The organism is Acinetobacter sp. YH12102 (genome assembly GCF_013419125.1).
In the GTDB taxonomy this organism is placed as follows: Bacteria; Pseudomonadota; Gammaproteobacteria; order Pseudomonadales; family Moraxellaceae; genus Acinetobacter; species Acinetobacter pseudolwoffii.
This window is the reverse complement of the sequence record NZ_VPAS01000011.1, coordinates 1-25,021: the sequence shown is the minus strand read 5'-3', so window position 1 is coordinate 25,021 and position 25,021 is coordinate 1. Positions and strand designations below refer to the sequence as shown.

Annotated in this window: 29 protein-coding genes and 1 pseudogene; 21 read left to right on the top strand and 9 right to left on the bottom strand. The window is 43.7% G+C overall.

Annotation, left to right across the window (positions count from 1 at the left end):
- Nucleotide 1 precedes the first annotated feature (1 nt).
- From nuoH to FTU42_RS10930, 11 genes are all read left to right on the top strand, one after another.
- Complete coding sequence (nuoH, locus tag FTU42_RS10980) at nucleotides 2-1,009, top strand: NADH-quinone oxidoreductase subunit NuoH (protein WP_005097920.1); 1,008 nt, start codon at nucleotides 2-4, stop codon at nucleotides 1,007-1,009.
- 16 nt (nucleotides 1,010-1,025) lie between these two features.
- Entirely contained in the window at nucleotides 1,026-1,568 is a 543-nt protein-coding gene (gene nuoI, locus FTU42_RS10975) for an NADH-quinone oxidoreductase subunit NuoI (protein ID WP_005097919.1), read from the top strand.
- Nucleotides 1,568-2,086, top strand: a complete 519-nt coding sequence (nuoJ, locus tag FTU42_RS10970; RefSeq protein WP_171063341.1) for an NADH-quinone oxidoreductase subunit J — start codon at nucleotides 1,568-1,570, stop codon at nucleotides 2,084-2,086. The genes nuoI and nuoJ overlap by 1 nt, the downstream gene beginning before the upstream one ends.
- Entirely contained in the window at nucleotides 2,086-2,394 is a 309-nt protein-coding gene (nuoK, locus tag FTU42_RS10965) for an NADH-quinone oxidoreductase subunit NuoK (protein ID WP_004280769.1), read from the top strand. Before nuoJ ends, nuoK begins: the two co-directional genes overlap by 1 nt.
- Entirely contained in the window at nucleotides 2,391-4,286 is a 1,896-nt protein-coding gene (nuoL, locus tag FTU42_RS10960) for an NADH-quinone oxidoreductase subunit L (RefSeq protein ID WP_005097915.1), read from the top strand. Before nuoK ends, nuoL begins: the two co-directional genes overlap by 4 nt.
- A gap of 1 nt (nucleotide 4,287) precedes the next feature.
- On the top strand, nucleotides 4,288-5,901 hold the full coding sequence (nuoM, locus tag FTU42_RS10955) for an NADH-quinone oxidoreductase subunit M (protein ID WP_100329150.1): 1,614 nt from the start codon (nucleotides 4,288-4,290) through the stop codon (nucleotides 5,899-5,901).
- A 3-nt stretch (nucleotides 5,902-5,904) separates the two neighbouring features.
- A complete protein-coding gene (gene nuoN, locus FTU42_RS10950; RefSeq protein WP_074383461.1) occupies nucleotides 5,905-7,449 on the top strand; it encodes an NADH-quinone oxidoreductase subunit NuoN in 1,545 nt (514 codons plus the stop codon).
- Nucleotides 7,450-7,572: 123 nt separating this feature from the next.
- Nucleotides 7,573-8,208 carry a uracil phosphoribosyltransferase gene (gene upp, locus FTU42_RS10945; protein ID WP_005097912.1) on the top strand — a complete coding sequence of 212 codons (636 nt, stop codon included), beginning with the start codon at nucleotides 7,573-7,575 and terminating at the stop codon, nucleotides 8,206-8,208.
- A gap of 84 nt (nucleotides 8,209-8,292) precedes the next feature.
- Entirely contained in the window at nucleotides 8,293-8,586 is a 294-nt protein-coding gene (locus FTU42_RS10940; protein WP_005097911.1) for a cold shock domain-containing protein, read from the top strand.
- A 202-nt stretch (nucleotides 8,587-8,788) separates the two neighbouring features.
- On the top strand, nucleotides 8,789-9,148 hold the full coding sequence (locus FTU42_RS10935) for a hypothetical protein (RefSeq protein WP_005097909.1): 360 nt from the start codon (nucleotides 8,789-8,791) through the stop codon (nucleotides 9,146-9,148).
- A gap of 172 nt (nucleotides 9,149-9,320) precedes the next feature.
- A complete protein-coding gene (locus tag FTU42_RS10930; protein ID WP_180049552.1) occupies nucleotides 9,321-10,043 on the top strand; it encodes a cold shock domain-containing protein in 723 nt (240 codons plus the stop codon).
- A gap of 48 nt (nucleotides 10,044-10,091) precedes the next feature.
- Here the strand turns inward: FTU42_RS10930 and gigC are convergent, their stop codons facing one another.
- Nucleotides 10,092-10,970 (bottom strand): LysR family transcriptional regulator GigC, encoded by an 879-nt coding sequence (gene gigC / locus FTU42_RS10925; RefSeq protein ID WP_005169640.1) that lies wholly within the window; start codon nucleotides 10,968-10,970, stop codon nucleotides 10,092-10,094.
- Nucleotides 10,971-11,055: 85 nt separating this feature from the next.
- Here gigC and FTU42_RS10920 point away from each other — a divergent pair, with 85 nt between their 5' ends.
- A complete protein-coding gene (locus FTU42_RS10920) occupies nucleotides 11,056-11,817 on the top strand; it encodes a ferredoxin--NADP reductase (RefSeq protein ID WP_005169641.1) in 762 nt (253 codons plus the stop codon).
- A 71-nt stretch (nucleotides 11,818-11,888) separates the two neighbouring features.
- On the opposite strand, the gene FTU42_RS10915 is transcribed toward FTU42_RS10920, so the two are convergent.
- The 5 genes from FTU42_RS10915 to FTU42_RS10895 form a co-directional block, all read right to left on the bottom strand.
- Complete coding sequence (locus FTU42_RS10915) at nucleotides 11,889-12,614, bottom strand: amino acid ABC transporter ATP-binding protein (RefSeq protein WP_171063342.1); 726 nt, start codon at nucleotides 12,612-12,614, stop codon at nucleotides 11,889-11,891.
- Nucleotides 12,615-12,628: 14 nt separating this feature from the next.
- Nucleotides 12,629-13,312 (bottom strand): ABC transporter permease subunit, encoded by a 684-nt coding sequence (locus FTU42_RS10910; RefSeq protein ID WP_179999768.1) that lies wholly within the window; start codon nucleotides 13,310-13,312, stop codon nucleotides 12,629-12,631.
- Nucleotides 13,312-14,055, bottom strand: coding sequence for an amino acid ABC transporter permease (locus FTU42_RS10905; protein ID WP_005097896.1), 744 nt, complete (start codon nucleotides 14,053-14,055; stop codon nucleotides 13,312-13,314). The genes FTU42_RS10910 and FTU42_RS10905 overlap by 1 nt, the downstream gene beginning before the upstream one ends.
- A gap of 59 nt (nucleotides 14,056-14,114) precedes the next feature.
- Nucleotides 14,115-15,047: a transporter substrate-binding domain-containing protein gene (locus FTU42_RS10900; protein ID WP_005097894.1), complete on the bottom strand. Its 933-nt coding sequence runs from the start codon at nucleotides 15,045-15,047 to the stop codon at nucleotides 14,115-14,117.
- 293 nt (nucleotides 15,048-15,340) lie between these two features.
- Nucleotides 15,341-15,763, bottom strand: coding sequence for a hypothetical protein (locus FTU42_RS10895; RefSeq protein WP_005097893.1), 423 nt, complete (start codon nucleotides 15,761-15,763; stop codon nucleotides 15,341-15,343).
- A gap of 567 nt (nucleotides 15,764-16,330) precedes the next feature.
- Here FTU42_RS10895 and FTU42_RS10890 point away from each other — a divergent pair.
- From FTU42_RS10890 to FTU42_RS10875, 4 genes are all read left to right on the top strand, one after another.
- Complete coding sequence (locus FTU42_RS10890; RefSeq protein ID WP_005097890.1) at nucleotides 16,331-16,636, top strand: hypothetical protein; 306 nt, start codon at nucleotides 16,331-16,333, stop codon at nucleotides 16,634-16,636.
- A 203-nt stretch (nucleotides 16,637-16,839) separates the two neighbouring features.
- Nucleotides 16,840-18,789, top strand: a complete 1,950-nt coding sequence (locus tag FTU42_RS10885; protein WP_100358012.1) for a mechanosensitive ion channel — start codon at nucleotides 16,840-16,842, stop codon at nucleotides 18,787-18,789.
- Nucleotides 18,790-18,857: 68 nt separating this feature from the next.
- A complete protein-coding gene (locus FTU42_RS10880; RefSeq protein WP_171294128.1) occupies nucleotides 18,858-19,025 on the top strand; it encodes a hypothetical protein in 168 nt (55 codons plus the stop codon).
- A gap of 125 nt (nucleotides 19,026-19,150) precedes the next feature.
- Nucleotides 19,151-19,303, top strand: a complete 153-nt coding sequence (locus tag FTU42_RS10875) for a hypothetical protein (protein ID WP_005097881.1) — start codon at nucleotides 19,151-19,153, stop codon at nucleotides 19,301-19,303.
- Between the two features lie 29 nt (nucleotides 19,304-19,332).
- On the opposite strand, the gene FTU42_RS10870 is transcribed toward FTU42_RS10875, so the two are convergent.
- Nucleotides 19,333-20,532 carry an NAD(P)/FAD-dependent oxidoreductase gene (locus FTU42_RS10870; RefSeq protein WP_180083392.1) on the bottom strand — a complete coding sequence of 400 codons (1,200 nt, stop codon included), beginning with the start codon at nucleotides 20,530-20,532 and terminating at the stop codon, nucleotides 19,333-19,335.
- Between the two features lie 191 nt (nucleotides 20,533-20,723).
- Here FTU42_RS10870 and FTU42_RS10865 point away from each other — a divergent pair, with 191 nt between their 5' ends.
- Nucleotides 20,724-21,047 (top strand): hypothetical protein, encoded by a 324-nt coding sequence (locus tag FTU42_RS10865; protein WP_180040237.1) that lies wholly within the window; start codon nucleotides 20,724-20,726, stop codon nucleotides 21,045-21,047.
- Here FTU42_RS10865 and FTU42_RS10860 read toward each other — a convergent pair.
- Nucleotides 21,044-21,925: a 1-aminocyclopropane-1-carboxylate deaminase/D-cysteine desulfhydrase gene (locus FTU42_RS10860; protein ID WP_180083391.1), complete on the bottom strand. Its 882-nt coding sequence runs from the start codon at nucleotides 21,923-21,925 to the stop codon at nucleotides 21,044-21,046. The genes FTU42_RS10865 and FTU42_RS10860 overlap by 4 nt on opposite strands.
- A 178-nt stretch (nucleotides 21,926-22,103) precedes the next feature.
- On the opposite strand from FTU42_RS10860, the gene FTU42_RS10855 reads away from it, so the two are divergent.
- On the top strand, nucleotides 22,104-22,286 hold the full coding sequence (locus FTU42_RS10855; RefSeq protein ID WP_100329142.1) for an NF038215 family lipoprotein: 183 nt from the start codon (nucleotides 22,104-22,106) through the stop codon (nucleotides 22,284-22,286).
- Between the two features lie 103 nt (nucleotides 22,287-22,389).
- The gene (locus tag FTU42_RS10850) at nucleotides 22,390-23,013 is read left to right on the top strand and encodes a LysE family translocator (protein WP_005097872.1); all 624 of its coding nucleotides are present in this window, start codon (nucleotides 22,390-22,392) and stop codon (nucleotides 23,011-23,013) included.
- Between the two features lie 77 nt (nucleotides 23,014-23,090).
- On the opposite strand, the gene FTU42_RS10845 is transcribed toward FTU42_RS10850, so the two are convergent.
- Nucleotides 23,091-24,071 (bottom strand): MBL fold metallo-hydrolase, encoded by a 981-nt coding sequence (locus FTU42_RS10845; protein ID WP_180083390.1) that lies wholly within the window; start codon nucleotides 24,069-24,071, stop codon nucleotides 23,091-23,093.
- Nucleotides 24,072-24,337: 266 nt separating this feature from the next.
- On the opposite strand from FTU42_RS10845, the gene FTU42_RS15030 reads away from it, so the two are divergent.
- Nucleotides 24,338-24,454 carry a hypothetical protein gene (locus FTU42_RS15030; protein ID WP_005169658.1) on the top strand — a complete coding sequence of 39 codons (117 nt, stop codon included), beginning with the start codon at nucleotides 24,338-24,340 and terminating at the stop codon, nucleotides 24,452-24,454.
- Between the two features lie 287 nt (nucleotides 24,455-24,741).
- Nucleotides 24,742-25,021: pseudogene (locus tag FTU42_RS10840) on the top strand (transposase); the annotation flags it as partial.

Here is a 25,021-nt window from a genome sequence, read left to right as displayed (position 1 = left end):
CATGGAACAAGAATTAATCCGTCAAACGCCGCTGTGGGCTGAAAACTGGCCAATTGCCTATTCAGTCATTCAAGCGATTGTGATCTTGCTGGTTGTAGTACTGATCGCTGCGTTGATGTCTTTTATTGAACGCCGTTTACTCGGCTTGTGGCAAGACCGTTACGGTCCGAACCGTGTCGGTCCGGGCGGTATGTTCCAGATTGTTGCCGACATGCTGAAAATCATGTTCAAGGAAGACTGGACACCAAAATTTGCTGACAAACTGACTTTTCGTATGGCGCCAGCAGTTGCGATGGCAACTGCGGTGCTGTCGTTCATGGTTATTCCTGTTTCACCTTATCTAGGTGTGGCAGACATGAGCATCGGCCTGTTGTTCTTTATGGCAATGGCAGGTATTGCAGTCTATGCAGTACTGTTCGGTGGCTGGTCATCCAACAACAAATACGCCTTACTCGGTGGTTTACGTTCTGCGGCTCAGACCATTTCTTATGAAGTGTTCCTGGGGATCTCGCTGATGGGTGTGGTGGCAATTGCCGGCTCATTCAACATGCGTGAAATCGTTGAAGCACAACGTGATGTCTGGTTCGTGGTGCCTCAGTTCCTTGGCTTCCTGATCTTCGTGGTTGCGGGTGTTGCGGTGACGCATCGTCATCCATTTGACCAACCAGAAGCAGAACAAGAACTGGCTGAAGGTTATCATGTCGAATACGGCGGTATGAAGTGGGGGATGTTCTTCGTTGCGGAATACGTCAACGTAGTACTAATCTCTGCTTTAATCGTGACGTTATTCTTCGGTGGCTGGCTCGCGCCATTCAACCTTGAAATTCCGTTCCTTCCAGCAGCATTCTGGTTCATTATCAAAACAGCATTCTTTGTAATGATGTTCGTGTTGGCACGTGGTTCATTAATGCGTCCACGTTATGACCAGGTAATGAATTTTGGTTGGAAAATTTGCTTGCCATTAGCTCTAGTCAACCTGTTGGTGACTGGTGCCGTGATCTTGTGGTAAGGGCAGGGAGAACAAAATGTTTAAATTTCTAGCTGGATTTGGATCGATTGTTCGTTCGCTTTGGATGGTGTTTAGCCATGTAACGCGTAAACGTGACACGATTTTATATCCAGAAGTGCCGGCCGAAGAAATCGTGCCACCACGTTTCCGTGGTCGTATTGTATTAACGCGTGACCCTGATGGCGAAGAGCGTTGTGTCGCATGTAACCTGTGTGCGGTTGCCTGTCCGGTAGGCTGTATCTCATTACAAAAAGCAGAACGTGAAGATGGTCGCTGGTATCCGGAGTTTTTCCGTATCAACTTCTCACGTTGTATTTTCTGCGGTATGTGTGAAGAAGCCTGTCCAACCACAGCCATTCAAATGACCCCGGATTTCGAACTCGGTGAATATGTTCGTCAAGACCTGGTCTATGAAAAAGAACACTTGCTGATTTCTGGTCCTGGTAAATATCCTGACTATAACTTCTACCGTGTCACCGGTATGGCAGTTGCAGGCAAGGACAAAGGTCAAGCACAGCGTGAAAGTGCACCTGTTGATGTACGGAGTCTATTACCATGATGTGGCCATTTTATTTAATGGCCCTTGTGGCCATTGTCTCTACGGTTCGCGTGGTGACTAACGCGAATCCGGTACATGCTTTATTAAGCCTGATTGTATCCTTGCTTGCTGTTGCAGGCATGTTCATGATCGTTGGTGCGCCGTTCGCGGCTGCCCTCGAAATTATTGTCTATGCTGGCGCGATCATGGTGTTGTTCGTGTTCGTGGTGATGATGCTGAATCTGGGTGAACAAACCGTTGAACAAGAACGTAAATGGTTAACTTCATCGGCGTGGGCTTATCCGGCGCTGATGAGCTTCCTGATCGGTCTGGTACTGGTATGGGTATTAAACTCTGATTACGCACAGCCTTCACTGGTAATGGGTGTGGAAATGGTGGGCCCGAAAGCCGTGGGTCAAGCACTCTTTACGCAGTACTTGTTGTTGGTTGAAGTTGCCGCGATGTTATTGCTTGCTGCATTAGTAGCTGCATTCCATTTGGGTAAACGTGAGCCAGATGCAGAAGAGGAAAAAGAATAATGGGCAACATCCCTTTAGAGCATGGTTTGATCGTTGCATCTATTCTCTTTGCACTGGGTTTTTACGGTGTAATGGTGCGACGCAACCTACTATTTATTTTAATGAGCCTTGAAATCATGATGAACGCTGCTGCTTTGGCGTTCGTCCTGGCGGGCAGTGCATGGGCACAGCCAGATGGTCAGATCATGTTCATCCTGATCCTGACGCTTGCTGCGGCAGAGGCTTGTATTGGTCTCGCGATCGTCCTTCAGTTCTATCATCGCTTCCATCACCTGGATGTGGATGCTGCTAGTGAGATGCGCGGATGAGTTATTTATATCTAACAATTTTATTTCCGCTCATTGGTTTTGTCCTGTTAGCGGCGGGGCGCAACAAGCTTCCTGAAAATGTTGCAGCGATAATTGGTGTCGGTGCAGTTGGTTTATCGGCACTGTTTGCACTGATTGCAGGTCTGGACTTTGTTAACAATGGTAAAGAACTCTATGTTCAGCACCTGTGGACCTGGTTCAATGTCGGTGGTTTTGCACCGGGCATCAGCTTGCAGCTCGACGGTTTGTCTTTACTGATGCTGGGCATGGTGACAGGTGTGGGTTTCTTAATTCACATCTTTGCTTCATGGTACATGCGCGGTGAAGAAGACTTTGCACGTTTCTTCTCTTACTTCAACCTGTTCGTTGCAAGCATGTTGCTTCTCGTGCTTGGCGATAACTTGGCGTTATTGTTCTTAGGTTGGGAAGGTGTAGGTCTGTGTTCATACCTGCTGATTGGTTATTACTACCAGAACCCTGCAAATGGTCTGGCGGCAATCAAGGCGTTTACTGTTACCCGTATCGGTGACGTATTCCTGCTGATTGCCATGTTCCTGATCTTCCAGCAATTCGGTACTTTGAACATTCAGTACATCGTTGAAAATGCAGCGACTGTAATGACGCAAAGTTCTTCGCTGACCATCTGGACAGCATTGTTATTGTTCTTGGGTGCGGCAGGTAAATCTGCACAGATCCCATTACAAACATGGTTGGCCGATGCAATGGCAGGTCCAACACCTGTTTCTGCATTGATCCATGCTGCAACCATGGTAACGGCGGGTGTTTACCTGTGCTGCCGTCTGTTTGCAGTCTTTGAACTTGCGCCAGAAGTGATGGTGTTTATTTCGATCACAGGTGCGGTGACCTTGCTTGTGGCTGGTTTTGCTGCATTGGTTCAGACCGACATCAAACGTATTCTGGCTTACTCAACCATGAGTCAGCTCGGTTATATGTTTATGGCAGTAGGTGCTGAAGCATACCAGGCGGGTCTATTCCACATGCTGACTCACGCATTCTTCAAGGCACTCTTGTTCTTGTCGTCTGGTGCGGTAATTTTGGCTTACCATCACGAACAAAACATCTTCAAGATGGGCGGTTTGTTCTACAAGAACAAATTCCTGTTTGCATGTTTCGCGATTGGTGGCGGTGCCTTGGCAGCGATTCCATTCCTGACCATTGGTTTCTTCTCAAAAGACGCAATTCTTGCTGCAGTCTGGACGCAAAGTCATATTGCTGGTTTACCAGTGTATAACACGCTGTACTGGGTCGGTGTTGCAGGTGCTTTCTTAACCTCGATTTATACATTCCGTCTAATCTGGGTGGTATTCTTCGGCAAAGAAAACACGCCTTATCATGAAATCAAAGGTGCAACTTACTGGGCGCCACTGGCGATTCTTGCTGTCCTTTCGACAGGTCTGGCAATCGTACTGAAAGCACCCGTGATGAGCATTCTAGATGCAGCCCAAATTCCAGCCTTCATTATTCCTGAAGCGCTTGAAGCAGGTGCACATGGTGCTGAATACATCGCCATTGCTGTTGCATTGACGGGTCTTGTGGTCGGTGTGGTGCTGTTCGCTTTTGCTTACAATGCAGTCAAACGTTTTGCTGCCACTTCTGTGGGTGCGGGTCTGGTCAATATCTGCCGTAATGCATTAGGTTTCGACAAGCTTTATGACCTGATTTTCGTCAAGCCATATTTGCTGTTCGCTAAACTGTTCGGTCGTGATCCAATTGATGGCTTATGGCTGGTACTTCCTGCACTGGTCAAAAGTGGTCACAGCTTTACAAGTTCACGTCAAACCGGTTCACTGCGTGAATATGCATCTAGTATGGGGCTCGGTGTCGTTGTCCTACTGATGATCTTGATCGTGATTCAGGTCGTGGGGAAATAAAATGGAAGCTCCAAACAATATTATTTTGCCGGCTCTGATCCTCATTCCGTTCATTGCAGGTTTCATATGCTGGTTGGTCGATAAACTCGACCAACACTTGCCGCGTTATATCGCGCTAATCGGTATGCTGGTGACTTTGGTTTTGACCATCGTCCTTTGGCAGACTGGTACCTATAACTATGAATTAGGCGCTGCGACACCTTCGTGGGCTGCCGAATTCAAACTGCCTTGGATTCAGACCCTTGGCATTAACATTCACTTAGCCGTGGATGGTTTATCACTTCTTATGGTTGGTTTGACTGCACTCCTGGGTGTGCTGGCAGTCGGCTGTTCATGGGGTGAGATTCAAAAGAACGTTGGTTTCTTCCACTTGAACCTTTTATGGTCTTTGGGTGGTGTGATCGGTGTATTCCTGGCGATTGACCTGTTCCTGTTCTTCTTCTTCTGGGAGATGATGCTGGTGCCGATCTACTTCCTGATTGCCCTTTGGGGTCATAAAGGGGCAGAAGGCAAGTCACGTGTTTATGCAGCAAACAAGTTCTTCATTTACACGCAGGTTGCCGGTTTGGTGATGCTGATTGGTATCCTGGGTCTGGTGACTGTAGGCTATACCATGACTGGCGAAATCCGTTTCGATTACAACTATTTATTAGGTGTGGCGAATACGCTTGACGCTCAGGTTCCAGCGCTTGCTTATGCATTCATGATCTGTTTATTCATCGGTTTTGCGGTAAAACTTCCAGTTTTCCCATTACACGGCTGGTTACCAGATGCGCATGCGCAAGCACCAACCGCGGGTTCTGTTGACCTTGCAGGTATCTTGATTAAAACTGCGGCGTACGGTTTATTGCGTTTCGTGATTCCGTTCTTCCCGGCAGCTTCGGCTCAGTTTGCAGATATCGCGATCATTCTGGGTTTAATCGGTATCTTCTACGGTGCCTGGTGTGCTTTCCAGCAAACCGACATGAAACGCTTACTGGCGTACACATCTATTTCCCACATGGGCTTTGTTTTACTTGCGATTTATGCAGGTAACATCCTGACCTTCCAGGGTCTGATGATCATGATGTTGGCACATGGTATTTCCTCTGCTGCACTGTTCATTATGTGTGGTCAGGTATATGAGCGTGTGCATACGCGTGACATGCGTTTGATGGGGGGGATGCGTGGTCAGTTCCCGTATCTTGCATTCTTCCTGATGTTCTTTGTTGCGGCGCTTGTCGGTATTCCAGGTCTGGGTAACTTCATTGGTGAGTTCCTGATCTTGATGGGTGCTTATGCACAATTCCCGGCGTTCACTATTCTTGCGGCAATCAGTCTGGTCTTTGCAGGTCTGTATGGTCTGATCCTGATTCACAAAGCCCTGTTTGGTGTGCCAAACGAAGCGCAAAAACAGCACTATACACATCCGTTAAAAGATCTGAATGCACGTGAAATCGCGTTATTGTTGATCTGCGCGTTTGGTCTACTTTGGCTTGGTCTATACCCACAAAGCTTCCTTGATGTGTCTAACTCAAGCATGGCGTGGTTAGCGAATAGCTACATTCCAGTTCAAGAAGTGGTTGAAGTTGCTGATCAGGTAACGACTCAACTTGAAAATGTGGAGATCCAATAAGCCATGAACTTCACAATGTCTTTTTCTGAGCTTATGCCGCTCGCACCTGTGATGATCGTGTCGTTAACTGCGATCGTCGTGATGTTGCTGACGGCAATCAAGCGTAACCATAATCTTGTTGCGACGACGACTGTTGTTGGTCTGAACTTAGCAGCGTTCTATATCATTTTCGTTCTGTTGGCAGGCACATTTGCACCTGCCAATGTGATGAATCTGTTCATCGTAGATCCATTTACGATGTTGTACCAGTTTGTGATTCTGATTGCTGCACTTGCCTGTAGTACCTTGTCACACGCGTATATCGAAACTTATAAAGATAACCGTGAAGAGCTGTATATCTTGATGTTGATATCCGTCGCGGGTGCAATGTTAATGGTGGCAAGCTCGCACTATGCATCATTCTTTATTAGCCTTGAGTTGATGTCGATTCCTGTATACGGCCTGTTGGCATATACACATCAACGTTCTCAATCGCTTGAAGCAGGTGTGAAATATCTGGTGCTTTCAGCAACTGCGTCTGCAATGCTGCTGATGGGTATGGCCTATATTTATGCCTACACAGGTACTTTAAGTTTCGTTGCTGAACCGGGCAAACTGTTTACTGTATTCAGTCAGCCAGCTGTGATAATTGGTCTGGCCTTAATTGTATTTGCTGTGGCATTTAAATTATCGCTGGCACCATTCCACAAATGGACACCAGACGTCTACGCAGGTGCACCAGCACCAATCGCGACTTTCCTTGCGACTGTGGCAAAAGTGGCGATGATTGGTCTGTTTGTTCGTTATGTTTTGTCTTCAGGTTTAATCCTGGCAGACAGCTTCGTAACGATCATTTCGATTATTGCAGTATTGTCGATTCTTGCAGGTAACTTGCTGGCTGTTCGCCAAGTGAACCTGAAACGTATTCTGGCATACTCTTCAATTGCGCACTTTGGTTATTTGCTGGTTGCCATCGTCAGTTCACGTAATACCGATTTCTTACAGGTTCAAGGTTTTGCGACTTTTGAAAGTGTAAACGTGTATGTGATTACTTATGTATTAACCACGATTGGTGCTTTCGGTGTTGTGACGCTGATGTCGAGTCCGTATAACAATACGGATGAAGCGGGTAGTCTGGCTGAATACCGTGGTCTGTTCTGGCGCCGTCCAGTCCTGACTGCTGTATTAACCGTAATGATGCTGTCTCTTGCAGGTATTCCTTTAACTGCCGGCTTTATCGGTAAGTTCCTGGTGATTAAAACTGCGGTTGCAGGCGAAGCCTGGTTCCTGACTGCAATGGTTATTCTGGGTTCAGGTATTGGTTTGTATTACTACCTGCGCGTGATGGTCGTGCTGTACATGACACCACCTGAAACACCACGTCTAGATGCGGTGAATCATTGGGGTCAAAAAGTCGGCGGTATCATGGTATTACTTGCTGCACTTGCGGTACTTGTGATTGGTGTTTATCCAGATCCAGTGATTGCGATTTCTAAATATGCGTTCTTCGCAATATCACCTGAATTACAGCAATTCATTTTCACTTTGGTTCAAAGTGGTTTTAACTAATATCTGCGAAGATTGACGTTATTACAAAAAAGCCTCCATGATTGGGGGCTTTTTTATTTATACAAATCAATAAAAGCCTTTATAATAGCGGAAATTTATCTTTAACCTTTTAGGTGTTCTCCTGTGGCAATCCATGAAATCCGTCATCCGCTCATCCGACATAAGCTCGGTTTACTCCGTCGTGCAGATATCAGTACCAAAAACTTCCGCGAGTTAGCTCAAGAAGTGACCATGCTTCTGACTTATGAAGCGACTAAAGACCTGCCAATGGTTGAACATGATATTGATGGCTGGAATGGTGCTGTCACAGTTGACCGTATTGCCGGTAAAAAAATCACGGTTGTGCCGATTCTACGTGCCGGTATTGGCATGCTGGATGGTTTCTTAAATCTGATTCCAAGTGCAAAAGTATCTGTACTCGGTTTAGAGCGTGATGAAGAAACCCTGGAAGCCCGTACTTATTATAAAAAACTGGTTCCAGACGTACAAAACCGTATCGCGATGATCATTGATCCGATGTTGGCGACAGGTTCTTCTCTTGTAGCTGCAATTGATGTACTCAAAGCCAGTGGCTGTAAAGACATTCGTGTTATGGTTCTGGTTGCCGCACCGGAAGGTATTAAGCGTGTAGAGGCTGCACATCCTGATGTGATCATGTTCACTGCATCAATCGACAGCGGTTTAAATGAAAATGGTTATATCGTTCCGGGTCTTGGTGATGCTGGCGATAAAATCTTTGGTTCAGTTCAGAAAGACTAATTTTTGAACAGGACGAAAAAAGGGGCTACTACAGCCTCTTTTTTATATAATGTAGATCGGGCATTTTCAGCATAGGACAACAGCATGAAAGATGAATTATATCAGGGCAAAATCAAACAGTACGACCCTGCAAAAGGTTTTGGTTTTATTGGTTCGGCTGAGGGAGATGTGTTCTTCCATATTTCAGACTTTCCTGCGGCAGAAGGCGAGCCAAAACGCAATGAACGCGTGAAATTTAATGTGGTAGAAAATGGCGATAAGTATAAAGCCATTAAGATTGAACGTGTTGAGGATACTTCAAAGAAAGCTAAAAAATCTAAGGTCGCTGCACATAACCAGTCAATTACTTCCGCATTACTATCAAATCTCAAGCGTTAATTAACCGTGAATTTGACTAAATGAAGAGGCATTTTCGCCTCTTTTTTATCTAAAAATTCATGAACTATAGTCTTACATCAGTTTTTGTAACTTAAAGCTTGTACTTCGTTACGCAAACAATAAAACGTCTACCAAAGCGCTACAATCATCTCTATTCCTTCTCACTTAAAATACTATCTGTTGATTTATAGGGATAAATGTCATGTTTAGGAATGGAAAAATTAAAACTTATGATTCCGAACGTGGTACAGGCAGCATTGAGTTAGCAGATGACGCTCAAGAACTAAGTTTTAGGCTACAGGATTTACCTTCACCTGAAATTGATCCTCAAATTGGAGAACTGCTTAAATTTAGAATGATTCCTCATCAGGAAACCATAATATTGGACAATATGGTACGCCTAGATGTCAAAGTACAGGACGAGTTTGTAGCGGAAGTTGTGGCATTACCATCTTTGGCACCCACAATATCTGTTCCGTTAAAGCGTTCAATTCTTTTTAGCCCAACGCTATGGTTGGCACTGGTATCCGCAGTTGGTTTTATAATTTTGGGCGAAGTATAAATTTAAACCAGAAATTTTTAATTTTCTATTTTTAACTCGGTATTTCTCTATTCTTCAATTTAAAAAAGCGCCTATAAGTGCTTTTTTGGTTTTTCTATTAAAGAATTTCATAAAAGCTTTTCGATGTATTTTTTATTACAATTATTAAAAATATCAAAGACAAGAGTGAATTATGTTTCAAGAGGGGAAAATCAAAACCTATCACGAAGCGCGTGGTTTTGGTTTTATTCAAATCGAAGGGGAATCTAAAGATTTATTTTTTCATATTAAAGACTTTCCCAATCAAAATATTCCATTAAAAATTGGGGAAAAATTAAAGTTTTTAATGGTTGAAGATAATGGAAAGTTTAAGGCAGACCATATTATCCGGCTGGATATTAAATCAAAATTGGCTATTAAGCAGAATAATGATTTATATGAAGATCCTGAAGCACATGTTTCTCCACGTTATGAAAAGACAAAATTATCAACTCGATCCAAACTAATCACAATATCGGGATTAATTATTATTGCGATTCTTGTTGGGCTTGTTTATAACAAATACCAAAGCTACCAAGTTCAAAAACAGCAAAAGCTTGAAGGACTGATGGTAGAGCAGCAACGAATTGTCGCTGAGCAGCGAGCAGCGCAAGGTGATCTAGCTATGCAAGGATTATCTGAACAGGGCAGAAAGAACCTCGAAAATCGCGGTACTGAGGTACCAAGCCAAAGTAACCCGGTTAATCTGAAAACTCCAGAAACGGCTTCGCCATCTATATCTCAATTTAAATGCGATGGTCGAGAACACTGTAGTCAGATGGGTTCTTACGAAGAGGCTTTATTTTTTATCCGGAACTGTCCAAATACTAAAATGGATGGTGACGGCGATGGCATCCCGTGTGAAAGCCAATTTTAAGATAGAATAAAAAAGCACCTTAAGGTGCTTTTTGATTGAAAAACAAATTTAAGCTTCACAGAAATTCATAAAGGCTCTCAGGCCTGGCCCCTGATATTTCTGGCGATGTACCAGCATAAACAATGGACGCGTTAGAGACCAGAACGGAGTATTGAGAATCACCAGTTGACCTTTCTCGCGTAAAGGCTCAATCGCAAGTTTGGAAATACAGGACATGCCGATTCCGCCGGCTACGATTTTCAAAATTGCTTCATTATGGCCAAGTGTCAGACGGATATTGGCATCCGGCACATCTTTCAAAATGGCATTATCAAAGACTTCGCGAGTACCTGAACCTTCTTCGCGCAGAATCCACTCTACAGATTTGAAATCTTCCGCGGTCAGCTCACGGTTCAATTGCGCTAAGGGATGATCCGGTGCACAGCACACCGCCAGTTCATCATCGCGCCAATGGATACATTGCAGTTGTGGCAGATGACAGGAGCCTTCGATCAAGGCCAGATCCAGCTGGAACTGATTCACCGCTTCAATCATTTGACGGGTATTACCAACTTGCAGCTGTAAATGCGCTTGAGGCTGAATTTTTAGAAAATCGGCCATCAGGTCAGGAATCAGGTAATCTGAAATGGTCAGGGTTGCACCTAAACGTAAATCGATACTTTGAAGCTCACCTTTCGCAACCTGTTCAAAAGATTCGCATCGACCTAAAATTTCCAGCGCTTGAGGGAGAAGAAAGCGCCCCAAGTCATTGAGCTGTAAACGTTTGCCTAGACGGTCAAATAATGGAGCACCCAGACCATCTTCCAGATCTGCTAAAGCCATACTAGCCGCACTTTGAGTAAGTTTGACGGCATCGCTAGCCTTCGTTACGGTACCCTCTTGTGCCACTGCTACAAAAACAGCCAATTGGCGTAAAGTCATGCGCATGAGTAGAGCCTTAACATTTAAAAAATATTAATAAATTATATTGCCATGCTACCATGAGCACAGTCTTTCATGCCACGTTGAAATCATGTCAATTGAAAAATTTAGCCTAGAAAAAGTTTTATCTGTACACCGCTGGACCAATACATTATTCAGTTTCACCATGACACGCCCGGCACACTTCAAATTCACTGCGGGGCAATTTGCGCGTATTGGCCTGCAAGTGGGAGATGAACTGGTGGTTCGTGCCTATTCGGTGGTGTCATCTCCTTTTGATGAAACTCTGGAGTTTTTTTCGATTGTGGTTCCAGAAGGTAAATTTACCTCCAATTTACAGCACCTTAAAGTAGGGGATGAGCTGTTTCTGGAAAAAATTCCGTATGGTTATCTGACGCTGGCCCGTTATCAGTTGCCCTTGCCCAAAGACTTGTGGTTACTGGGCACTGGAACTGGTCTGGCACCGTTTCTGTGTATGTTGCAAGACTTTGAAACCTGGAGCAAATACGAAAAAATCAATCTGGTATATAGCGTGCGTAGCCGGGCTGAACTCGCTTATGTGGAACGGATTCAGGAAATTGCCGAAACCTTTGGCGAAGGACATAGCGGATTTAAATTTATTCCGATTATTACCCGTGAGCCTGATGCACCTTTGCACGACCGCTTACCGGTGCTGATTGCCAATGGCGAGCTGGAAAAAGCCGCAGGTATGCAGCTCAATCCGCAAACCACCCATGTCATGCTTTGCGGTAACCCGGAAATGGTCGATGATACCAAAGAAGCCTTAAAAGCCCGTGGCCTGATCATGAACCGGCGTGGTGAAGGCAATATTGCAGTCGAGAATTATTGGTAAGTCTGAATTGCTGATTGTCAAAAGCTCATCCTTGGATGAGCTTTTTTATCTGCAAGGTGAATAATGACAGCTTAGTGCAGAATCTTGTTCAGGAATTGCTGGGCACGCTCACCACGCGCTGTATTAAAGAAATCATCTTTACTGCAATCTTCCACAATTTTTCCCTGATCCATAAAGATGACCCGGTTGGCAACCTGTCGGGCAAAGCCCATTTCGTGGGTGACACACATCATGGTCATGCCTTCTTTGGCCAGACCGACCATGACATCGAGCACCTCATTAATCATTTCAGGGTCAAGCGCAGAAGTTGGTTCATCAAATAACATGGCAATCGGATCCATGCTCAGCGCACGAGCAATCGCGACACGTTGCTGTTGTCCGCCAGAAAGTTGTGCCGGGAATTTATTGGCCTGTGCACTTAAGCCGACACGATCCAGATAAGCAAGTCCTTTCTGTTTGGCTTCGGCTTCAGAACGCCCCAATACCTTGATCTGGGCAATGCTCAGATTTTCAGTAATACTGAGATGCGGGAACAATTCAAAATGCTGAAACACCATGCCCACGCGACTTCTTAGTTTATTTAAATTGGTTTTCGGATCATTAATTTTAATTCCATCGACCAGAATACTGCCTTGCTGAACAGGTTCCAGACCATTGACAGTTTTAATCAGGGTTGATTTTCCTGAACCAGAAGGACCACAAACCACCACCACTTCACCTTGCCGAATCTGGGTGGTACAGTCGGTCAGTACCTGAAAATCTTTATACCATTTACTGACATGCTGGAGGTCAATCATGACTTTGGCTTCGTTCATACAGTTAACCTCTGCTGTAATTTTTTAACAATATAGGTGGCGATCATACTGATGGTGAAATAGACCAAACCGGCAAAAAGAATATATTGGGTGAGTAAGCCCATCAGGTCACCACGCACATAATTGGTGCGGAAAAAGTCCAGCAGGCCAATTGCATACACCATGGTGGAATCCTGAAACAAAATAATGGTCTGTTGTAATAATAGCGGTGTCATTTTGCGAAAGGCCTGAGGCAGTACAATCAGGCGCATGGACTGGCCATAGCTCATGCCGAGGGCAGAGGCCGCATCTGTTTGTCCCTTCGGAATAGACTGGATTCCGGCACGGACAATTTCGGAAAAATAGGCGGCTTCAAACAGCATAAAAGCCACAATACTGGACACCAGTGCCGTATCCATGGTCAGATATTTTCCAGTCACCCCAGTATAGATAAAAGGCACAGCGAAGTAGAACCACATCAGTACCAGCAGCAGGGGAATCGAACGGAACAGATTGACATAACCCTTGGCAATCCAGTTCAACACCTTGATTGAAGACAGCCGCATCAATGCCAGTAAGGTGCCAATAGAGACCCCGCCAATGGTGGCAAAAAATAAGACTTTTAAAGTAATACTCAGACCATGCCATAGGGCAGGTGCGGATAATTGTAAATCCTGAAAAAATGCAGTGAACCATTCCATTATTTAGTCCCCGCAATCAGACCGGGCACCTGAAGGCGCTTTTCCAGAAAGTTCATCAAGCCAATCAGGCAGACATTGATCAGGATAAAAATCAGGGTGACATAGGTGTAAATCTCAATGGTATTTTGCGTATATTCGCTGATGGTTTTCATCTGGGAAATGAGTTCCGCAACCCCGACCAGTGAGGCCACCGAGGTGTTCTTGACACAGTTGGTCAGTTCAGAACTTAAGGGGGGTAAGATCATGCGAAAAGACTGCGGTAAAATCACATAGCGATATAATTGTGTGGTGCTAAACCCCACGGCATAGCCGGCATTGATCTGCCCGGGTGGAATGGCTTCAATCCCGGTACGCACCTGCTCACAAACCCGCGCTGCGGTAAACAGTCCCAAACCAATACTGGCTGAAATCAGCGCCGTGGTATTGGCTCCCAGATCATTGATCCACCAGCTTTGAATGCTGTTCGGCAGAAAATTCGGAACCACATAGAACCAGATAAATAACTGGATCAGTAAAGGCACATTCCGAAAAATGGTGACATAAGCGCTACCAATCGCCCGGGCCGTTGGGCTGGGCAAGGTGCGCATGATGCCCAGCAGGCTACCCAAGAGCATGGCAATCGACCAAGCTACAATCGCAATGACCGCTAACCAGCCGAGGCCAGTCATGATCCAGTTGAGATAGGTGCTATCACCAATCCCGGTCGGTTGTAATAAGACACCCCAATTCCAACTGTAATTCATGATCACTCCAAAATGGGCTTAAACAGATGATGCTTAAGCAGATGAATAAGATTCAGAATCTATTGATCGCGGTCATGCGGGGTGCTGATCAGGGCCTTCAAGTCATCAGACATGGCAAAGTTCAGGTTGATATTTTTCGGTGGAATTGGCGACTGGAACCATTTCTGGTACATGCTATTGATTTCACCGGAGCTATATGTGGCTTTAATCGCGTCATCTACCACCTGCTTAAATTCGGGGTCTCCCTTACGTAACATACAGCCATAGATTTCATTGATGGGCGCTGTACCCACAATGTGCCATTGTTGCGGATTTTTAGCCTTGGATTTTTCTCCCGCCAGTAAAATGTCATCCATCATAAATGCAGCAGCACGGCCACTTTGCAGCATTAAAAAGGATTCTGCATGGTCTTTGGTCGAAATAATTTCACCAAGGCCCAATTCTTTTTCATGCTGACGAATATAGCGTTCCGATGTGGTGCCGGCAGTGGTCACCAGTTTTTTGCCTTTCAGATCGCTAAAATCTTGAATACCAGAATTGGTTGCGGTTAATAGACGGGAACCTACTTGAAAAAAGCCAACAGAGAAATCGACCTGTTGCTGGCGTTCCTTATTATTCGTCGTCGAGCCACATTCCAGATCAACCGTACCGTTGGAGACCAGTGGAATCCGGTTCTGGCTGGTCACCAGGTTGTAGCGGATTTTTAAATCAGGAAGATTCAGCTTTTGTTTGACGGCTTCGACCACTTTTAGTTGCAGGTCATGGGCATAGCCGACCGGCTGATTCGGATTGTCAGCGATATAAGAAAATGGAATCGAGGAGTCACGATAACCTAATACAATCGTGCCGGACTGTTTGATCTTATTGAGTGTGCCAGAAGTATTCTGGCTGCCTTGCTGATTGCTTGGTGCCTGATTATCACTACAGGCACTCAGTCCCAAGGTCAGGGCACTGGCACACAGCAGCGTAGCGAATTGAGTCTTTGCTTTCATCGTGAAACTCCATTTTTCATTTTCAATTATTATGAGTACGCCCGTTTTCAGGCGCTGCTAAGACAATATTCTGATTATTGCTATAAAGTCTAAGTATTCGTTTATATTCATCTTAGTTGATGATTCAAGCATGACTCAAGCTGAATTTATTGCTGAAATGTTACTGAATCAGAAAAGGAAATCTGCGAGATGCTCAAAGGAATGCAAATAAATAAAGAGATTGAACTACAAGCATAAGAAAGAAAAAGTCATAAAAAAACCTCCAAACTGGAGGTTTTTTTATCGGTTCAAGCTTAATGCACAAACATATCCATCGATTCACGAATTTCTTGAATGGCCGTTTCGACATCGGAACTGAGCCAGGTCGGTTCAAAGAATCCAGCGTAATGCTCAAGACGATCCGCAGGGACGACTAAGCGTACCGGACAATCCTCTTCCAATAAACGCCATGGAATAATTGGCACTTCATTGTCAAGCCATGCTGTTACATCTCGGATATCGATAATCATTGCGTTGACACAGTCCGGGAAAGGCATCACGGAAAACTCTTCAGTACGACGACGGAAATACTCCAGGTCTTGCCAGCGCAGTGCAAAACTCGGTTTACTGAATTCGATAATCCCGATCAGATGCTGATCGCGAGTATGATGCAAAGTGCATTGGTGGGTGACATCAGTGTCAAGATCCAACGATACACTTTGTTGACGATACGCCATAGAGCTCGATGAAATAAAAAAATGAGGGACACATTATAGCCCATTTTATAGAAACTGAGCAGTGCTATTGTTTAGCGCAAATTTTAGTGTTGGTTCTGCCCTGAGGTCGCGTACTGAAGCTCTTGAATTTCAAAGGACTGCATACCACTCAGGCAACTCAAGCAAACTGGGATTGGAAAAGAATGGAGAAGCTAAACCTCATTATCAGATTGATTATAAAGCCTTTTTCTTTTCTGATACGCTTTATATCGCTCTATAAGAAGGTTTAAGCGAATAGTGTTGCAATTATTCAAGCGATTAGATGTGTTGATCTGCCAGTAATTTTCTATGTCATTCACATGAGGGGAAAATGAATAGCAGGATAATACTGAGTTAAACCCATTCACCATCAACCAGTAGCGATCAGTGAATTAAAAATGAGCACGATTGCTTAAAGATTATTCTAAATATTATTCATACATATAACTTACATCCCGTCACCATCTCACCATGTTTTGTCACAGAAGCTGTTTTAACTGCTTGTTATGCTAAAAATCTACTTATGAATAACAAAGAGTGAGGATGGTTATGGTCGATGATTTCAATAAAAAACCACCTTTAGATCATCAGACAGCAGTGACGCAAAAAAAGCGTATTCCTGTTTATATCTTGATTTTGGTAGGTATCTTTTTACTGGCATTACTGTTCTATATGTTTGCTGACATGAATCCAGACGCAAATGATGCACCTGCTGGACATCCGAACCCTAATGTGCAACCTGCGACACCAAACAATACGACTCCAGTCGGTGAACCTACAGAAGCTACTGCAACGCTAGGTGATGGAACAGAAGCAACAGCAACTGCGACAGATGATGCACAGGCGGCTCGATAACTCAGACATATATCAAAAGCTCTAGTGAAACCACTGGGGCTTTTTTGCAATATATTGTGATGTTTAAGCTAATGATAGCTAGCTGGCTCAAGTCTAAAAACATCAAATCTGAAGGTGAATCCGAAAGAAGAAGGGGCTGAATGTTTCAAGGATAGGCTCCCGATTTCAGATAAATAGCTTAATAACAAAGAGGGTAAAACAACATGAATGATTATATGAGAAGTCCGCGTGGCGGCTTCGACGCCATGTATTATTGGGATCAGTTTCATCCCATTCTGAGTGCAATTGCCATATTAGTCATTGGTTGGATCATTGCATTACTGGTTTCGGCAGCAGTCAAGAAAGTCTTGCAAAAACTTGGAACCAATACACACTTAAATACGGCGACAGGCCATCGCTCTAATATCGAAAGTATTATTGCCCGGGTGGTGTTCTGGATTATTCTGATTATTGCCGTAATTGGTTCACTGAATGTACTCAACCTGACCAGTATCAGTGGTCCTTTCAGTAATATGATTCAGCAATTCCTGTTATTTATCCCGCAGTTACTAGGTGCAATTGCAGTCGGATTCATAGGGTGGATTGTCGCCAACCTGGTGAAAATAGGGCTACAAAAGCTACTTGACCGAACCCAACTAGACGAAAAACTCAGTGCTGAAGTGGGTGTCAGTCCCATTAGTCAGAACATCAGTGAAATTGCTTACTGGTTAATTTTATTACTGTTCTTGCCAATCGTACTGTCTATTCTGGGACTCAACGGTCTGTTGTTACCAGTTCAGAATATGCTGACTGATGTCGTAAGCTACTTACCAAATATCTTTATTGCTGCAGTGATCATTTTTGTCGGTTATATTCTGGCAAAAATTGTTCGCGGTATTGTTGAAGGCCTATTAAACAGTCTGAATGTACAACAACAAGCTGAAAAAGTAGGTATTTTCAAAAATTCCAATGTGGCACAGGTGATTGGTTCATTCATCTTCGCTGTCGTGATCATTACTGCATTGATTATTGCTTTTGAAGCATTGGGTGTCGAAGCGATTTCTCAGCCTGCCACGGCGATGCTGTATGAAATCATGAATGCCATTCCGAATATTATTGCTGCTGCCTTAATTCTGATTCTGGCTTATGTGGTCTCTAAACTGGTCGCACGTCTGGTGGTTGAAGTGGTATCGGGTACAGGTGTTGATGAAATTCCTGCCAAACTGGATGTACAGCGTTTTTTAGGCACCACTAAACTTTCGAGTGTGGTCGGTTATCTGATCGTATTGTTCACCATGTTATTTGCAGTGTCCGAAGCAGCAGACCGTCTCGGCTTTGAACAGGTGAGCGGCCTGATTGCGATGTTTATTTACTTCGGCGCCAACATCTTGCTCGGTGCCGTGATTCTGGTGATCGGTTTCTGGCTGGCAAATATTGTCGCGAACATCGTACAACGCGGTGAATATAACAGCTCACGCTGGTTAGCGAATCTGGTGCGTGTCCTGATTATGGGCTTGGTCGTTGCCATGGGTCTACGTGCCATGGGTATTGCCGACTCGATTGTGAACCTGGCATTTGGTTTAACGCTGGGTGCTGTCGCAGTAGCATTTGCTCTGGCTTTTGGTCTGGGTGGTCGTCAGCCTGCGGAGCGAGTTTTAACAGATCTGATTGATAAAGCAAAACGCGAAGCCAAAGAACCGAATCCAGTCAAAGATCAAGCTGAAAACAGCATATTTTCAGGATTAGGTGCTCAGAGTACTTCAAGTACAACGGACATGGCAGGCACGACAGGTGCAGCGATGGGGATGGGTTCTACAGATACATCAATGGGACAATACTCCGACCGTTCACAAAACATGACCGGTACTGCTGATTCTTCAACCACTACGCCAGGAGCAGGTATTGTGCCAAATCAAGATTCAGACGCAGAGGGTACTACGCCAATGAGTACGGACTTATCGCATACCACACCGGCAATCCTCACCACTGCACCGCAGGATGATGAATCATTGGGTATTGATCCGGTCAATCCGGATGCGGATCAAGCCGTACCTGATTCAGTAAAAGTCGATCCGACTCATCCGCCAGTCAATAATCCATTTGGTTCAACCGGAGAAAAAGAACCAAATGTCGATATTGATCGTTCCACTCAGAAAAAAGATGACCTGAAATAACCTGTCATTTTTAACCAAAATCGGCCACGCTCATGTGGTCGATTTTTTTCAGTCACGAGGAAAAATAAATGAATAGCAAGAAACCCAACAAAGTTCTGGCTCCTTTGGTTATCGCGGGAATTACCCTTGGCTTTTTTACCGCTGCCTATCGATTTATTTTTGTGAAGAGCAAACAGGACGAGCAGTCAGAGCGAGCGCTGGATAGGAAAATACCTGATACAGACGAATTTAACTGAAAGAATTCTGCTGAATAACAAACAATAGAATTTGGCCTTTAAGAAATATATAATATTCAGGTGAATACTAAAATGATTTTGGTATTCTTCTTGCATTAAAAATATAAAAAAGGGAGATCAACATCATGTGGCAAACACTATCATATACATTCAAGAACACTTCAGCAGATGAAGCACCGCCATATTTGCGAGAAGCCACTCGAAAAATGCAGCTGACGATTGACCGTTTAGGAAATACGACCAATCTCAAGCTGTTTAAGACAGATTATCTGGAATGAACTAAATATCAGTCTTGATGATCTATTGATTAAACATATTCCGATGCGGCATGCGCGGATGACCATGCCCATTGGAAATTATAGCCGCCCAAATGCCCGGTAACATCCAGCACCTCACCAATAAAATACAGGCCTTTCTGCTTTTGACTTTCCATGGTTTTTGAAGAAACCTCGCTGGTATCCACACCGCCCAAAGTCACTTCCGCAGTACGGTAGCCTTCTGTTCCGGATGGTTTCACTTCAAAACCATGCAGCCGTGTCGCAATCTGCTCCAGTTTATCATCACTGATATTACCAATTACGGTTTCTGCGACCTCAGCCCAGATCAGGCTCTGTAATTCAGCCACGACACTTTTCGGTAAAAATTCATTGACTAAGGTGCGTAATAACACTTTGGGCTGGCTTTGTTTTTTGCTTTTAAAGAAATCCAGTAAATCTGCACTTGGTAAGAAATCGACCTTAAAACTCTGACCAACATTCCAGTAATTGGACAATTGCAGGGAGCTTGGGCCACTTAAACCGCGATGGGTAAATAGCAGCGCTTCGGTAAAACTGTTGAGCTCATTGGAAAGGGTCGCTTCTACGGCATTCCCGCTTAAACGAGTCGTCACTTCCTTAAATCCATCAGAGAAAGTGAAGGGCACCAAACCGGCACGGGTCGGATAAACATGATGTCCAAACTGTTTTGCGATTTCATAGCCAATGCCTGAACCACCCAGCGTCGGGATGGACAAGCCACCTGATGCCACTACTACAGATTCAACCTCAAGATATCCAAGTGATGTAGCGACTTGAAAGCCTTGATCATCGACCGGATTGACTGCCTTTACTTCGCAGCTGGTTTTAAGATCGACCAGACCGGTCTTGTCACATTCTGCCAATAGCATTGACAGAATATCTTTTGCACCATTGAGGGTAAACAGTTGTCCATGTTTGCGCTCTTCATAAGCAATACCATATTCACAGACCAGGCCAATAAAGTCCCAATTGCTATAACGCGTTAATGCTGAAATGACGAAATGTGGATTATGCGAAATATAATGGCTTGGTTCGACCTCCAGATTGGTAAAATTACATTTACCGCCGCCAGACATCAGGATTTTTTTGCCAACTTTATTGGCTTTTTCCACCACTACGACTTTACGCCCACGTTGTGCAGCCATATACGCCGTCATTAAACCTGAAGCACCGGCACCTATGACGAGAACATCGTATTGCTTGGAAGACATAAAACACTCGAGGGAGAACAAAAGGAAAGCATTATAGACAATTTTATTTCCGCTTTCTCTATTCCTGAACAATCAACAGGCTGATTGCCGATTCGTATTAGAGTTTAAACATAAAATATTTGTAAGTCGGCTTAAAATCATGCATAGTTTTTGTACAGTTTTACAAAAATCACAATAATAAGGCAGGGCTTATGGCAACGTCAGAGGATCTAAAACAATACAACCTGATCAGTTATATTTTTTATATTCTGGGGTTTTTTCTGGGTGTGACCCCATTTATAGCCATTATCATGAACTATATTAAACGTGATGAAATGCGCGGCACCTGGCTGGAAAGTCATGTGGACTGGCAGATTAAAACCTTCTGGGTCAGTTTGCTGGGTTATATTGTTGGTGGCTTATTAACTATGATCTTGATCGGATTTCTAATCATCTTTCTGGTCTTTATCTGGCATATCTACCGCTTGGTCAAAGGGATGATTGCGCTGAATAATAATCAACCGATTCAGGCTTAAGCAATTGTAGAAGTAGTATCAATGTTACGGCCTTGCAACCCGCCGCTATGAATCACCAGCAGTCTAGATCCTGCTGGGAAATAATCTTTTTCAATCAAATCAAAGATGCCCATCAACATTTTAGCGGTATAGACCTGCTCTAGTGGAATTGCAAATTCGGTTTCAAAATCCCGAATAAACTGTATGAGGGCTGTGCTGGTTTTGGCATAGCCGCCACAGCAATAATCATCCAGAATAGTCCAGTTGGTTTTGCTAGTTAGTTGCGCGACTTCATCTTTTAAAAATGAGCCTTGCAGCGCTGAAAATCCTAAAACCTGCTGATGCGCCTGACTGGCTTCGATCAGACCGGTGATGGTTCCACCAGTGCCTACTGCGCAGCAAACCACATCAAATTGAGTATCTTGCGGGCTCAAAATTTCCTGACAGCCCTGAATGGCCAAAGCGTTGGTTCCACCTTCAGGAATGAGATAATGCTCAGGAAATTGTTGTGCGATTTCGGCCAGATACTCAGGCTGTTGCTTGCGACGATAGTGTTCACGACTGACAAAATGTAGCTGCATCCCCAACTGCCGTGCGGTGGCTAAAGTCGGATTGAGTGGCCGATGGGCCAGCTCCTCACCCCGAATAATCCCCACACTCTGAAAACCAAACTGCTGTGCGGCAAATGCAGTGGCCGCAATATGATTGGAATACGCACCACCAAAGCTGAGAATCTGCCGATAACCCTGTCTTTGTGCTTCCAGAAAATTGTATTTCAGTTTAAAAAACTTGTTGCCTGAAATTTGCGGATGTACCAGATCCAGACGACGTATTGTTAAAATAATATCGTGAAAATTAATCTGTTGATCGGGAATATTTTGGGCAATCTCTGCAAACATAAAAATTAACACAGTCAGTTATTCGGCCATTATAGCGAAAGCAGTAAAGATCAGGGATTGAGAATAAGTCATTTTCAGGCATGAGATAAAAATTGACGCAGAATGTCACAAATATTCTGCTGATTATTTAAGCAGGGATGCTAATCTAAATACAGGAAACCCTGAGGAGGGTAGAATAATGAAAATATTGTCCTATGCTGTTTTGGTCGGCGTACTGCTCAGTTTGTCGGGCTGTGATGATGCGATGAATAAACCTAAAACAGAGAACCGTACCATGATTATTGGTGGTGTACCGGTACATGATCAGGATTACCAACTGTTAGACACGCAATTCATTGCTCAGGATCAGTTAAAACAGTAGGCCATTACAGTAACTAAAATTCCTGACCAATACTGAAATTTTTAAAGCAAATGATTCGGTTTTTGCTTAAAATAATCCTTCAATTTTTAAGTCAGGTTATCTCGTGGAATCATTCTGGATTTTAGGCTCAATTGCTGTTGCCCTGATGTTAGGTGCAATGAGTCCCGGGCCGACTTCTATTTATGTGGCAAAAAATTCAATTGCGATTTCACGTAAACATGGTTTATTTACTGCACTGGGGACTGGTCTAGGTGCAGCAATTTTCGGTTTGCTGGCAGTACTGGGTTTGCAGGCATTTTTGCTGGCTGTGCCGTCGGCTTATCTGGCCTTAAAAATTTGTGGGGGGCTATATTTACTTTGGCTGGCTTTTAAAATTATTAAGCATGCCAAAGATCCGATTGAGGCAGATTCGAGCATTACCAAACAGATGTCTTTACGTCGCGCTTTTACCACAGGTTTAATCACGCAGTTGTCGAATCCAAAAATTGCGATTGTGCTGGCCAGTATTTTTACCGCCTTATTACCAAAAGAAATTCCGAACTATTTCTATTTTGCTTTGCCCATTTTATGTTTTTTTATTGATGCTGGCTGGTGCTCACTCGTGGCTGTCGCACTTTCTGCTGAAAAGCCACGCCGTGTGTATTTAAAGTTTAAGGCATTGTTTGACCGTGCAGCAGGTGCGGTGATGACCGTGCTCGGATTAAAACTTATTTTCGGGATGAAATAGTTTCAACAGTTGAAGTCCTCATCCTTGGAAAGTGATCATTCTTGCTAGCTTTCCAAGGGATGGCTGATCATTTGAAATTAATCTTTAAAATGCAAGGGAATCCATTGATAGCTTTTAGCATCTTTAGAATAGACATGCCCAATTCCCGGAAATGGTAAATGTGGTGCTGCCACTGTCTGGCCATTCTTCGCATATTCCGCAAAATGCTTTAAGCGGGTTTCAACCGCTTTTTTCGGATCGATATCAAAATCTATAGCTGTCTGTGGACGATCAAACTGAATGGTATGGGAATGTACAATATCCCCAATAAATATCATCTCCTGACCCTTGGATTTTAAGCTAAAACCAAAATGCCCCGGTGTATGCCCAGTTGAACTGATCACATCAAAACCATTGATTTTATCGCTAGCCTTAAAGGTCTTTAACTGACCTTTGGCCTGATAAGGTGCGATGGCTTTCTTGATTTTATCGACTGTACCCAAAAAACCGGCCTGTTTTGCTTTTGGTAATTTTTCTACACTTTTAGGATTCATCCAGAAATCCAGTTCGGCTCGCGATACATAAATATTCGCATTGGCAAAATTGGCAATGCCGTTATTACTGATGCCGCAAACATGATCAGGATGTAAATGCGTTAATAAGATCGTATTGACTTGCTCAGGCTTTTGTCCAGATGCCTGTAAATTTGAATAAATAGACCCAAAGTTTGGCCCATTACAGCTAGAAGCACCGCTATCCACCAAGACCAGTTCTTTGCCTGTATTTACCAGGAAAGCATTGACGGAGGTCTGGATGCCTTTGCTTTGGTCAACATAATATTTTTTTAAAATCTGATTCACTTCTGCTTCAGGAATATCCTTAAACAAGGCTTTGGCTAAATAATTGGTGCCATCCAGCAGGGCAGTAATCTGGTAATCTCCAAAGCTGTATTGATAATATCCGGGAACCTGTTTTTGTTGTTCTAAAGTGGAAGGCGTTTGTGCGTGTGTTGGGGAAATACCTGCCAATGAACCTAAAGCAAGGAGTGATCCGACAAGATAAGAGCTGAGGTATTTCATGGCTATTCTTATGTAATTAAAGTCAACTCTATGTATTAGCATGGATGCCAGCAAAAAAGAATATCAATATATTTACCATTTTAAAATAGAAATGCCGATTTGGTATCTGTACTAAAAATTCAATCTAAATCTGTATATTGATTTTTTGAAAGTAAAGAATGTGTTTTTTGTAAAAATATTATTATAAATAAAATGCTTAGATGTATTTCACTTTTTATTAAAAGCTCGTTAACATAGGGTATTACGAACAAGCTTTGGATGTCGCTATGAGTTTTTGGAAAAGAAAAAACAATGCCAGCTTTGTATTCTTCATCATTACCTTATATGCGCTGATTGGTTTTGGACTGGGTTATTTCATTTGGGAGTTTGTGTTGCAAGGCTAAGTGACCCAGTAATAAAAAGCCTCTAGAGATAGAGGCTTTTTTGATGGATTATTTCGAAGAAAATAGATAATTACTTAATGAGAGCATTGTATGAGCGAACCAGAGTACTCAGGAAAACCTTTAGCTTATTTAGATCAAAATATTCTAGACTTATTTAGGGCGTGTCCTCATTTGAAAAATTGGTTTTAAATACTTAAAATCCTCCTTTAAGCTCTTTTGATTTCTATATTTTTTCAATGGCACGTACTCTTCTCACCGATGATATCTAGCAGCAAATTCAAGATACTATGCGATTACACGGTTGTTACTGTTCAAAGAATAGTAGAAATATCATGGAAGCGATCTTATGGAAACTGCGTACAGGCGCCACATGGCGTGATATTCCCCAAGAATTTTGTCCTTGGCAAACTGCTTACAATCGCTTTAATCGTTGGGCAAGCAAGGGATTGTGGGATAAATTTTTTTTAGATTACGAGGCATCTTGGATCAAGAATGGGTATTCATTGACGGAAGCTACATACGCGTGCATCAACATGCAAGTGGAGCTCGGCATGGTTTCGAAAGAGC